9 protein-coding genes are annotated in these 12,061 nt (G+C 34.8%); all 9 read right to left on the reverse strand.

Annotated features, from left to right (window positions below):
* Positions 1-31: 31 nt before the first annotated feature.
* The 9 genes from uvrA to prfB all read right to left on the reverse strand — a co-directional run bounded on the left by uvrA (position 32) and on the right by prfB (position 12,024).
* A complete protein-coding gene (uvrA, locus tag FP433_RS05710; protein WP_265486558.1) occupies positions 32-2,863 on the reverse strand; it encodes an excinuclease ABC subunit UvrA in 2,832 nt (943 codons plus the stop codon).
* Positions 2,864-2,879: 16 nt separating this feature from the next.
* Complete coding sequence (gene uvrB / locus FP433_RS05715; protein WP_265486559.1) at positions 2,880-4,877, reverse strand: excinuclease ABC subunit UvrB; 1,998 nt, start codon at positions 4,875-4,877, stop codon at positions 2,880-2,882.
* A gap of 114 nt (positions 4,878-4,991) precedes the next feature.
* On the reverse strand, positions 4,992-6,716 hold the full coding sequence (locus tag FP433_RS05720; RefSeq protein ID WP_265484137.1) for a phospho-sugar mutase: 1,725 nt from the start codon (positions 6,714-6,716) through the stop codon (positions 4,992-4,994).
* A 52-nt stretch (positions 6,717-6,768) separates the two neighbouring features.
* On the reverse strand, positions 6,769-7,698 hold the full coding sequence (gene trxB, locus FP433_RS05725; RefSeq protein ID WP_265484135.1) for a thioredoxin-disulfide reductase: 930 nt from the start codon (positions 7,696-7,698) through the stop codon (positions 6,769-6,771).
* Between the two features lie 66 nt (positions 7,699-7,764).
* Positions 7,765-8,790: an NAD(P)H-dependent glycerol-3-phosphate dehydrogenase gene (locus tag FP433_RS05730; protein ID WP_265486560.1), complete on the reverse strand. Its 1,026-nt coding sequence runs from the start codon at positions 8,788-8,790 to the stop codon at positions 7,765-7,767.
* Positions 8,791-8,826: 36 nt separating this feature from the next.
* Positions 8,827-9,663, reverse strand: coding sequence for a prolipoprotein diacylglyceryl transferase (gene lgt, locus FP433_RS05735; RefSeq protein ID WP_265486561.1), 837 nt, complete (start codon positions 9,661-9,663; stop codon positions 8,827-8,829).
* Positions 9,660-10,613 (reverse strand): HPr(Ser) kinase/phosphatase, encoded by a 954-nt coding sequence (hprK, locus tag FP433_RS05740; protein ID WP_265484132.1) that lies wholly within the window; start codon positions 10,611-10,613, stop codon positions 9,660-9,662. Before hprK ends, lgt begins: the two co-directional genes overlap by 4 nt.
* Positions 10,606-10,887, reverse strand: coding sequence for a hypothetical protein (locus tag FP433_RS05745; protein ID WP_265484131.1), 282 nt, complete (start codon positions 10,885-10,887; stop codon positions 10,606-10,608). The genes hprK and FP433_RS05745 overlap by 8 nt, the downstream gene beginning before the upstream one ends.
* A 20-nt stretch (positions 10,888-10,907) precedes the next feature.
* Positions 10,908-12,024 (reverse strand): peptide chain release factor 2 gene (gene prfB, locus FP433_RS05750; protein ID WP_265486562.1). Its coding sequence is split into 2 segments (ribosomal slippage): positions 10,908-11,951 and positions 11,953-12,024, totalling 1,116 coding nucleotides; the frame shifts between segments, so codons are not numbered across the junction.
* Positions 12,025-12,061 lie beyond the last annotated feature (37 nt).

Raw genomic sequence — 12,061 nt, forward strand, 5'->3', positions numbered from 1 at the left:
CTTGCTAGGTTAATTGCAACTTACTGTTATTTTAATTTTCCTCACTTAACTTTTTATCTCGTTCCAAAACCGCCTTTAAATATTGACCTGTATAGCTTTCTTTTACCTTTACAATTTCTTCTGGAGTGCCTGTAGCAATAACTTGACCTCCGCCTTCGCCACCTTCTGGGCCTAAATCAATTAACCAATCGGCTGTTTTTATGACATCTAGATTGTGTTCAATAATTAAGACAGTATTTCCTTCATCTACCAATCGTTGCAAAACTTCCAATAATCTCTTGATATCATCAGTATGAAGTCCAGTTGTTGGTTCATCAAGAATATAAAAATTATTTCCAGTTGAAAGTTTTTGTAATTCAGCTGCTAACTTCATTCTTTGAGCTTCTCCACCAGATAATGTAGTTGCCGATTGACCTAACTTAACGTATCCTAATCCTACATCAACAATAGTTTGTAATTTTCGGTGGATCTTAGGAATATTCTTAAAAAATTCAGTTGCTTCATTAATTGTCATATCTAAAACTTGCGCAATAGTTTTATCACGATAAGTAACTTCTAAAGTTTCGGAATTATAGCGAGTTCCGTGACATACTTCACAAGGAACATAAACGTCGGGTAAAAAGTTCATCTCAATTTTGATAATTCCATCCCCATGACAAGCTTCACATCTTCCACCTTTTACATTAAATGAAAAACGGGCCTTAGTATAACCTCGCATTTTTGCTTCATTTGTTTGGGCAAAAAGAGTTCGAATATCATCAAAAACACTTGTATAAGTAGCTGGATTACTTCTTGGAGTACGACCAATTGGGCTTTGATCAATATCAATAATTTTTTCGATATTTTTATAGCCACGAATTGACTTAAACTTACCAGGTTTAGCAGAATTATTATTTAATTTTTTAGCTAAGGCTCTTTTTAAAATTGTATTTACTAAAGTAGATTTTCCTGACCCGGATACTCCTGTTACAACCGTCATCTTTCCTAATGGAAAATCAACATCAATATTTTTTAGATTATTTTCTTGAGCTCCAGTAATTGTAATTTTCTTTCCATTTCCTTTTCTACGCTCTAAAGGTACTGGAATAAATTTTTTACCTGATAAGTATTGCCCAGTTAAAGACTGAGGATTATTCATTACCTCTTCAGGGGTTCCAGCTGCCATTACTTGACCTCCAAACTGGCCAGCCCCTGGTCCCATATCAATTAAATAATCGGCTTCTTTCATTGTTTCATCATCATGTTCTACAACAATTAAAGAATTACCAAGATCACGCATTTTTTTTAAGGAGGCAATTAAACGATCATTGTCTCTTTGGTGTAAACCAATCGAAGGTTCATCTAAAATATACATTACCCCTGATAAATTTGAACCAATTTGGGTTGCTAAGCGAATTCTTTGGGCTTCTCCTCCCGATAGGGTACCTGCAGAACGTGAAAGAGTTAAGTAATCTAAACCAACATTTTCTAAGAATGTTAAACGATCTTTAACTTCTTTTAAAATTGGTTTAGCAATTAAAGTCTTTTGCTCACTCAATTTAACCGACTTAAAAAAACCAAGGGATTTTTCAATTGCCAAATCTGATGCTTCCGCGATATCTTTACCATTTATTTTAACTGCTAAAGCTTTTTCATTTAAACGTTTTCCATGGCAAACAGTACAAGTAAGTTCAGTCATATACTTGCCCATTACATCCCTCATAAATTTAGACATTGGATGATGATAGCGACGTTCAATATTATTTAAAATTCCCTCAAATTCTTGCGTAGTATCATTAACACCAAAATCACCCTCTAAATGATAGTTAATCTTTTCTTTTGAGCCATACAAAATGATATCTCGCTGCTTTTTAGATAATTTTTTAAAGGGAACATCCATTGGGATATCTAAAGCCTCGCATGTTTGCTTTAACATATCAAAATAGTAATTTGAATTGGCCCATGGTACTAATGCACCTTGATTTAAAGTTTTATCTTTATCAGGAATCACCAAATCTTCATCAACAGCTAATTTCATCCCTAATCCATCACATGCTTCACATGCTCCAAAGGGTGCATTAAATGAAAAAAGCCGTGGTTCCATTTCACCTACACTAAACCCACATTTTGGACAAGCGTAGTATTCTGAAAAGTTAAGTTTTTCACCACCAATAACATCTACATCCATGTATCCTTCTGAAAGGCGGAGGGCTGCTTCAACTGAATCAAACAAACGACTCTTGATACTTTCTTTGACAATCAAACGGTCTACTACAATATCAATAGAGTGACGCTTATTTTTATCAAGATCAAATTCTTCACTGATATCATGCATTTCTCCATCAACAATTACTCGTACGTACCCTGCTCTTTGAATCTTTTTAAAAACTTCTTTATGAGCACCACGCTTTTGACGAATAACAGGAGATAAAATTTGAATTTTACTTCTTTCTGGCAAAGCCATAATTTGATCCACCATCTGATCAACACTTTGTTTTTGAATCAAAGTACCATCATTAGGACAAATTGGATCTCCTACTCTTGCCCATAAAAGACGTAAATAATCATTAATTTCAGTTACTGTTCCCACTGTTGAACGGGGATTGTGAGATGTCGTTTTTTGATCAATTGAAATTGCTGGATTTAAACCATCAATTGAATCGACATCTGCTTTATCCATTTGACCCAAAAATTGACGAGCATAACTAGAAAGTGATTCAACATATCGACGTCTTCCTTCAGCATACAGGGTATCAAAGGCCAAAGAACTCTTCCCAGATCCTGACAAACCAGTAATAACTACCAATTTATCTTTAGGAATTGTAACATCAATATCTTTTAAATTGTGTTCTCTGGCGCCCCGTACGACAATCTTATTTTCCATTTCTTAACCACCTTTCTTATTTCTTTAAATCCATAATTGCATCTCTTAAATTAGCTGCTTCTTCAAAATTAAGTTTTTTAGCTGCTTCTTGCATTTGTTGAGTTAGATTTTTAATCATAGTTTCTTTTTGTTTAGCTGTCAACTCATCAAAGTTAAGTTCAGCAAAGCTCTTTTCCTTTTCTGTTTTACTATTTGTGGTCTTAGTTGCAGAAATTAAATCTTGAATTGGCTTAATAATTGTTTTAGGAGTAATATTATATTTCTCATTAAAAGCCATTTGCAAAGTACGCCGACGCTGGGTTTCATCAATCGCTTCTCGCATTGAGTCAGTAATTTTATCTGCATACATGATAACTTCCCCATTTGCATTTCTAGCTGCACGACCAATTGTTTGAATTAAAGGACGTGTTGAGCGGAGAAATCCTTCTTTATCAGCATCTAAAATTCCTACTAACGAAACCTCTGGAACGTCAATTCCTTCTCTTAGCAAGTTAATTCCAATCAAAACATCAAATTTCCCTAAACGTAGGTCACGAATAATTTGCATTCGCTCTAATGTTTTAATATCAGAGTGAAGATAGCGGACCTTTATTCCTAAATCCTTTAAATAATCCGTTAAGTCTTCGGCCATCTTTTTAGTCAAAGTTGTTACAAAGACACGCTCATTTTTGTCGATTCGTTTATTAATTTCCCCAACTAAGTCATCAATCTGTCCTTCAATTGGGCGTACATCAATCTTGGGATCTAATAGTCCTGTTGGACGAATAATTTGTTCAACCACTTTATCAGTTCGATTTAATTCATAATCTCCTGGAGTAGCAGAAACATACATAATTTGATTGACATGTTTTTCAAATTCTTCTAATTTTAAAGGACGATTATCTAGGGCTGAAGGTAGTCTAAATCCATAATCTATCAATGTTTCTTTACGCTTGCGGTCTCCATTATACATTGCCTTTACTTCCGGCATTGTAGCATGCGATTCATCTACCAAAATTAAAAAATCATCTGGAAAGAAGTCGAGTAAAGTGTATGGAGGTTGACCTGGTTTACGCCCATCAAAATGGCGAGAATAGTTTTCTACCCCATTTGTGTAGCCAACTTCGCTAAGCATTTCAATATCATACGTTGTTCTTTGCTTTATTCTTTGTGCTTCAAGCAGTTTTCCTTTTCCTTCAAAGTCTTTTACTTGAATATCTAATTCATCTTTAATTGAATTTAAAGCCTTGGTCATGCGCTCTTCATTCGTCATAAAGTGAGTAGCTGGAAAAAGTGAAATTTGTTCCCTTTCACCTATTATTTCTCCAGTTAATGAATCTAATTCAACGATTCTGTCAATATCATCGCCAAAAAACTCTACTCGATAAGAATGCTTTGAGTTACCAGCTGGGAAAATTTCCACACTATCTCCACGAACTCTAAAGCGTCCACGTTGGAAATCAATATCATTACGGTCGTATTGAATATTTACCAAATCACGCAATAAATTATCGCGCCCATATTCATCCCCCTCATGAAGTGAAAGTACACTTTTAGCATATTCATTTGGGTCACCTAAACCAAAAATAGATGAAACTGATGCTACTACAATTACATCATTACGTTCCATTAAAGCTGAGGTAGCTGCATGTCGCAATTGATCAATTTCATCATTAATGGAAGAATCTTTTTCAATGTAAGTATCAGAACTTGGTACATAAGCTTCTGGTTGATAATAGTCATAATATGAGACAAAGTACTCTACGGCATTCTTAGGAAAGAATTGCTTAAATTCTCCATATAATTGTCCTACTAATGTTTTATTATGCGACAACACCAAAGTAGGTTTATTTAACTTAGCAATTACATTGGCCATGGTAAAGGTCTTTCCAGTCCCAGTAGCACCTTGCAAAATTTGTTCTTTAGTACCTGTTTGAAAATTATGTGTTAACTGATCAATCGCTTGCTGCTGATCTCCAGCCGGTTTAAACTTAGATACCAATTCAAATTTACGATCTTTTTGTCTTTTTATCATCTCAGCCACCTACTTTCAATTTAACACTGCAAAAAAAGCTGGACTAAAGTCCAACTTTTTATTTATCTATAATAATTTTACTACATCGAACAAATTTTCGCACTAAATAATGTTCTATTTTAATAAGGCATTTAAAGCTGCTTGATATTCTTGAGCAGCCTTTTTAGCAGATTCAATATCTGGCTTATTCACTCCGACATAGGCCTTAATTACAGGCTCAGTACCAGATGGACGTAATGCTACCCAAGTTTCGTCAGCAAGTAAATATTTCAAAACATTTGATTTTGGAAAACCAGTTAATGGTTGCTTTTGTCCATCTATAATAATTTCTTGGGTTAAAAAGTCCTGGATTTCCACAACCTTTTCACCATTTATTTCAGTAAGATGATCATTTCTTAAACTGGTCATCAATTCTGCCATCTTCTTTTGGCCTCCAATACCTGGCATCTCAATGGCTCTTGTTATTTCATAAGCAGTACCATATTTTTGCCAAATTTCTTGTAACCCATCAAAAACTGTCATCTCTTTTGAAGCATAGTACGCAGCAACTTCCGCAAACATGATGGCACCTTGCATTGCATCTTTATCACGAGCAAATGGCTGGAAAAGATAACCGTAACTTTCTTCAAATCCCATTAAAAATTTACCGTCATCTTCTTTATTCATGCGGTCAACTTCTTCACCAATATATTTAAAACCAGTTAAAACATGGTGAGTTCTAATTCCAAAATCTTTAGCTATCTTAAAGGGAAGAGCACTAGAAACTACTGAAGTTACAATTTCATAATCAGGTTCCAATTTACCCTCATTCTTTAAGTTTTCTAATAAATAATATGCCATTAAAGTTGCAATTTGATTTCCTGTTAATACTTGAAAATCTCCTTTATCTGTTCTAACTGCTGCTCCCATTCGATCAGCATCAGGATCAGTTGCCACAATTAAATCCGCATTTTCTTGATTAGCTAATTCAATTCCTGGAAGAAAAACATCCTTATACTCTGGATTTGGTTTAACAGTAGTTGGAAATTCAGGATCAATTATTGATTGACTTGGAACAGGAATTACTTTAGTAAAGCCACCTTGTCTAAAAGCACGATCATATAACATCTTTCCAGTACCATGCAAAGGCGTATAGACAATTTTTAAATTATCTGCATTTGCTTTAACTAGCTTTGGATTAACAGTTACCTTTTTTAATTCAGCTAAGTAAGCTTCATCAACATCTTCACCAATTAATTGTAAAAGTCCCTTTGCTCTTAATTCTTCAACAGGAGCTGCTTTTACCGCAAAAAGGTCAGTAACTTTTTGAGCAAATTCAAATAAGCGTTCCGCATTTTCTGGAGCCATTTGTGCTCCATCTTCCCCATAAATTTTATAACCATTATATTGTTTAGCATTATGAGAAGCAGTAATATTAATTCCTGCAAAAGTTTTTAAGTAGCGCACTGCAAAAGAAAGTTCAGGCGTCGGACGTAAATCATCAAAAAGATATACTTTAATACCATGATTACCTAAAATTCGAGCTGCATGCATTGCAAATTCACGTGAATAATACCGTGAGTCAAAAGAAATTGCTACTCCACGCTCCTTAGCAGTTGGGCCTTTTTCTTCAATTAAACGAGCTAATCCTTCTGTTACTCGCCCAATAGTAAACAAGTTAATTCTATTAGTACCAGGCTCTAATTTTCCTCGCATCCCTGCTGTACCAAAATTAATATCTTGGCCAAAAGCATCTTCAATCCACTCTTCATTTTTACCTAATTCATTTAACTGGGTTTGAAGATAATCAGGCATATTGCTAGCTTGTTGCCAGACGGTAAAACTTTCCTTTGCGTTCATAAGGTCCTCCCAAAAATTAATTTCATCTCTACAAGTATTATTTTACTATTTTTTACTTATCATTTAAATCTTGCAAATACTTAAATGCTTCTTGTCCAGCAATGCTTCCTTCGCCAACTGCAGTCGCAATTTGACGTAAATCCTTTTTTCTCACATCCCCAAAAGCAAAAATTCCAGGAATTGTGGTCTTCATATGATCATCACTGATAATCCATCCTTGCTCATCAGTAATCCCCAAATTTTTAAAAGGCTTACTTTGTGGAATAACTCCAACATAAATAAATACCCCAGCTACTGGCAAAACTTCTTGCTCTCCAGTTTCTTTATTTTTATACTTAACTCCTGTAACTTTTTGTCCATCACCAATAATTTCTTCAGTTTGAGCATTCCAAATAAAATTAATTTTATCATTAGCAAAAGCTCGTTTTTGTAAAATTGGTTGGGCTCTCAAGGTATCACGACGATGAATAATAGTAACTTTTTTGGCAGTTTGGGCTAAAAAGATTCCTTCTTCTACTGCTGAATCTCCGCCACCGATTACTGCAAGGTTCTCATTTTTAAAAAACGCTGCATCACAGACTGCACAATAAGATACTCCTCGGCCGCTATACTCTTCTTCTCCAGGAACACCCAAATGCCGATGGTCAGCTCCTGTACCAATTAAAACAACTGGCGCTTCAAAGTCGCCATTATCTGTAACCACAATTCTCTTTGTACCTTCTAACTTAATATCTTTAACTTCTCCATAAGCAAATTCAGGTCCAAATTTCATTGTTCCTTGATACATTTTTTCACTTAGCTCTGGTCCTGTAATATCTGGTAGCCCAGGGTAATTATCAATTGCACCCGTATTATTCATTTGACCACCATAAATACCTCGATCAAGCATTAAAACTGACAAATTAGCTCTTGCCGCATATAAAGCGGCTGTCATTCCACCAGGGCCTGCTCCAATAATAATTACATCATACTTTTTTGTCATAAAAATCTCTCCTTTAAAAAAAGGACATGATTATTTTTCATATCCTTTTCTTTATTATACTTTTTATTATAAATTAATCTCAGATTTTGGCTCTCTACCCATCATTTGTTTAATTTCTTCGTCTACATCCGCATCTTCATATAATACACGATATACTGCTTCACTAATTGGCATTTCGATTGCTTTTTCTTGGGCAAGTTCATGAATGGCTTTTACAGTAGTTGCACCTTCAACAGTTTGTCCCATATTTTCCAAAATTTCTTTTAAGTGTTTGCCTTCACCCAGTTGCTTCCCTGCGCGCCAATTACGTGAATTTACTGATGTGGCAGTAACAATTAAATCACCAATTCCTGCTAAACCACTAAAAGTCATTGGTTCAGCATCAAAGTACTGTACTCCTAGGCGAGTAATTTCAGCTAATCCTCTTGTCATCAATGCTGCTTTGGCATCATCACCGTAATTTTTACCAGCTAAAATTCCTGCAGCAATAGCAATTACATTTTTAACGGCCCCACCGACTTCAACACCATTCAAATCAGAATTAGTGTATAAACGTAAATAGTCATTTGAAAATAACTTTTGCACTCTTTTTGCATTTTCTTCATCCAAAGATGCACAAGCAATCGCAGTCAAATCTTTTTTAGCAACATTTTCTGCATGACTTGGTCCAGAGATTGCTACAATCTTTTTAGCATCTTCAGCTTCTGGATAAATTTCTTCAGTTAAAATTTCAGTAATTAGTTTTTTACTTCCAGGTTCGATACCTTTTGTTGCTGTAACTAAAAGTGGCTTATTATTTGTTTTATCTAAAACTTTGCGAACATTTTTAGCTACAATTCTCACAGCACTTGTTGGTAAAACAAACAATACTATTTCTGCACCTTCAAGTGCTTTTTCTAAGTCACCAGTGGCACTAACTGAAGGATTCAAACTCCAGTCCTTCATATAATGGCTATTGGTATGTGTAGCATTAATTTCTTCATTAACACTTTCAATATTTCCATAAAGGACAACATCTTCACCATTATCAGCTAATAATGATCCTAATACTGAGCCCCATGACCCATTACCTAAAACTGCAATCTTTGTCATTCTTATTTACTCAAACTTTCTATTTACAATTATGCTTCAATCTATATTATACGGGTATTTTAAACCACTTCCAGCTAAATACCACTTTGGCTTAACAACTTTTCTACGGTAAACCCATAATAAAATTGCTCCAAAAAATAGTATTAAACTTAACGCTTGCGAAACCCGAATAGTATTTGCAATGTATAAACTATCCGTTCGCATCCCTTCAACAATGAATCTTACCAGTGAATACCAAATAACATATGATAAGAATATTTCTCCTTGTTTAAAAAGATGCTTTCGATGTCTTAAAGACAAAATCAAAATTAATCCAATCAAATTTCCAACAGATTCATACAAATAAGTTGGTTGATAATAATGCCCATTGATATACATTTGTTGGATTACAAATTGGGGAAGATGTAATTTTTGTAAAAAAGCCAAGGTAGTAATTCCCCCATGTGCTTCTTGATTCATAAAATTTCCCCATCTCCCAATTACTTGGGCAGCCATAACACCAGGAGCAATAATATCTAACATTAAAAAAATTGGTAAATGTCTTTTTTTACAAAAAACTATTAGTACTGCTAATCCGGCTAACAGCCCCCCATAAATTGCAATTCCACCATTCCAAATTGCAATTATTTCACCAGGATGCTGGGAAAAATAGCCCCATTCAAAAATTACATAATAAATTCTAGCACCAACAAAGCCAATTGGGACAGCCCAAAGCAAAAAATCAATAAAATCATCAGGCATTATTTGCCGTCTTTTTCCCTCTTGAATTGCCATTAAGGTTGCTACTACTACCCCAGTGGCCATTAAAATTCCATACCATTTCACTGATAAATTTCCAAGGTGAAAGGCAATCGGACTTAAAGCTGCACTCATTTAATTTCTCCTTCGGAATGAGAATTATCTGAAATTAACTCTGTAAGGTTTTTTTCAAATTTTTTACTAGCATCATAACCCATTTTTTTAGCTCGAAAGTTCATCGCAGCTACTTCTATAATAATTGCAAGATTTCGTCCAACCTTAACGGGAACTGTTACTTGAGGTACATAAACATCACAAATCTCTTTCTTGTCTTCATTAAATCCCAAGCGGTCATAATTTGCATTTGGATCCCAATTTTGCAAACGAATGATTAATTGAATATCCGACTTATCCTTAACTGCACCTGCTCCAAACAAATTCATTACATCAATGATTCCAATTCCTCTAATTTCCATTAGATGTTTAAGAATCTTAGGTGCTTCACCAACTACAGTTTTTTCATCTCTTTGGTAAACATCTACTCGATCATCCGCAATCAAGCGATGTCCTCTTTTGACCAAATCTAAAGCTGTTTCTGATTTTCCTACGCCTGAATTTCCAATGATCATGACACCCATCCCATAGATTTCTACTAGCACCCCATGGATACTCTTTCTTGGCGCAAGCTTTTCATCTAGATATTCCATTAACACACTCGATAAATGAGTGGTTGCCATATCACTACTTAAAACTGGAATTCCAGTTTTTTGAGCTGCAACAATTAATTCATCAGGAATTGGTAAGCCACGAGAAATGATAAAACACGGCGTTTCTGGAGTACACATTTTTTCAAAAACTTTCTGCCTTGAAGCAGTATCTAGTCGTGCACTATAAGAAATTTCGGTTCGCCCCAATAATTGGATTCTTTCTTTAGGATAAAAATCAAAATAACCTGTTAGTTCTAGACCTGGACGAGAAATATCGGAAACCTTGATTACTTTTTTAGATAAAAATTCTTCTCCCTCTACAACACGTAAAGTAGGATTATCTTTTACTAACTGACTTACTTTAACTCCTTCAGCCATTGTCGTCACCCCCATCGTCAATATCTTTGATTTCTACATCTCGTGCTGGTTTACGCTTAGAATTACCATCTGAATGTCCATTAGAAGACGCTGCTTTTTTATCAGTTGATATAGTGTTTTTATTTTTATCAGAGCGATAAATAAGCCAAAAAATGAAGGCCACTATGATCGCTGCTGGTAATAATCCAATCATAAATTTAAAAACTGCAAATAAAATGCTTAAAATTACCAAGGCAACTATTACTAATAGAAGAATTATCATAAAAGACATCATCTGCTCTCACCTCTAATTCTTTAAGTTGGATTCTTTTGACTTAATAACCATTGCAGATAACTATAAATAAAGTTATCTATTTTCCCATCCATTACAGCACTGACATTACTTGTTTCTTGACCTGTCCGCAAATCTTTAACCATGCTATAGGGATGGAAAACATATGAACGAATTTGGGAACCAAAGCCAATTTCTTTTTGATTTCCCTTCAATTCTTGAGTTTGTTTCCGCTTTTTTTCTTCTTCTAATTGAAAAAGTTTAGCTCGCAACATATTCATTGCTGTTTCACGATTTTGAATCTGAGAACGTTGTGCTTGAGATGAAGTTACAATTCCTGTTGGCAAGTGCGTAATTCGGACTGCACTAGAAGTTTTATTAATGTGCTGACCACCTGCTCCACTAGAGCGAAAAACATCTACACGTAAATCATCAGGATTAATTTCAATATTAATACTCTGGTCTATTTCTGGAATTACTTCTACCGAGGCAAAGGAAGTGTGGCGACGCTTTGCAGAATCAAAAGGAGATAAACGCACAAGACGATGGACTCCATTTTCTGATTTCAATAATCCAAAAGCATTTTTTCCTTGAATTCGGATACTTACACTTTTTACTCCCGCTTCATCTCCTGGTTCATAGTTTTCAATCTCAAATTTTAAATTATGATTTTCACTATAACGCCTATACATTCGTAATAGCATATCTGCCCAGTCCATTGCTTCTGTTCCTCCTGCACCAGGATGGATCTCCATTAATGCATTATGATCGTCATACTTTTCAGATAGCAACAGGGATAATTCATAATTTTGAAAGCTAATCTTTAACTCTTCAACTTGTGCTGCTACTTCACTTTCTAAATCTTTATCCTCTTCTTCTCGCAAAAGTTCTAAGGCTGCCTCAGTATCTTCAAGTTGAGTAGATAAATTTTGAAAGCTTTCACTTTTTTCTTTCATGCGATTGGTTTCACTAATCACTTTTTGTGCTTGCTCTTGATGATCCCAAAAATTAGGTTCAGACATTTTCTGTTCATTAATTGAAATTGATTCGCTTAATGCTTCAAAGTCAAAGAGACCTCCTAAAATGAGCTAATTTAGTTTTTAAGTTATCTAATTCATTTTGGATTTCACTAATTTCCATTGCTTTTCTCCCTTTTCTCTTTAACGAAAAAAGGGGG

The organism is Lactobacillus sp. PV012 (genome assembly GCF_014522325.1).
Taxonomy (GTDB): Bacteria; Bacillota; Bacilli; order Lactobacillales; family Lactobacillaceae; genus Lactobacillus.

Excerpts from the sequence above, each read along its gene's own strand:
- FP433_RS05745 (WP_265484131.1), bottom strand. The coding sequence starts at position 10,887 with ATGATGTCTTTTATGATAATTCTTCTATTAGTAATAGTTGCCTTGGTA.
- uvrB (WP_265486559.1), bottom strand. The coding sequence starts at position 4,877 with ATGATAAAAAGACAAAAAGATCGTAAATTTGAATTGGTATCTAAGTTT.
- trxB (WP_265484135.1), bottom strand. The coding sequence starts at position 7,698 with ATGACAAAAAAGTATGATGTAATTATTATTGGAGCAGGCCCTGGTGGA.
- FP433_RS05720 (WP_265484137.1), bottom strand. The coding sequence starts at position 6,716 with ATGAACGCAAAGGAAAGTTTTACCGTCTGGCAACAAGCTAGCAATATG.
- hprK (WP_265484132.1), bottom strand. The coding sequence starts at position 10,613 with ATGGCTGAAGGAGTTAAAGTAAGTCAGTTAGTAAAAGATAATCCTACT.
- FP433_RS05730 (WP_265486560.1), bottom strand. The coding sequence starts at position 8,790 with ATGACAAAGATTGCAGTTTTAGGTAATGGGTCATGGGGCTCAGTATTA.
- uvrA (WP_265486558.1), bottom strand. The coding sequence starts at position 2,863 with ATGGAAAATAAGATTGTCGTACGGGGCGCCAGAGAACACAATTTAAAA.
- lgt (WP_265486561.1), bottom strand. The coding sequence starts at position 9,663 with ATGAGTGCAGCTTTAAGTCCGATTGCCTTTCACCTTGGAAATTTATCA.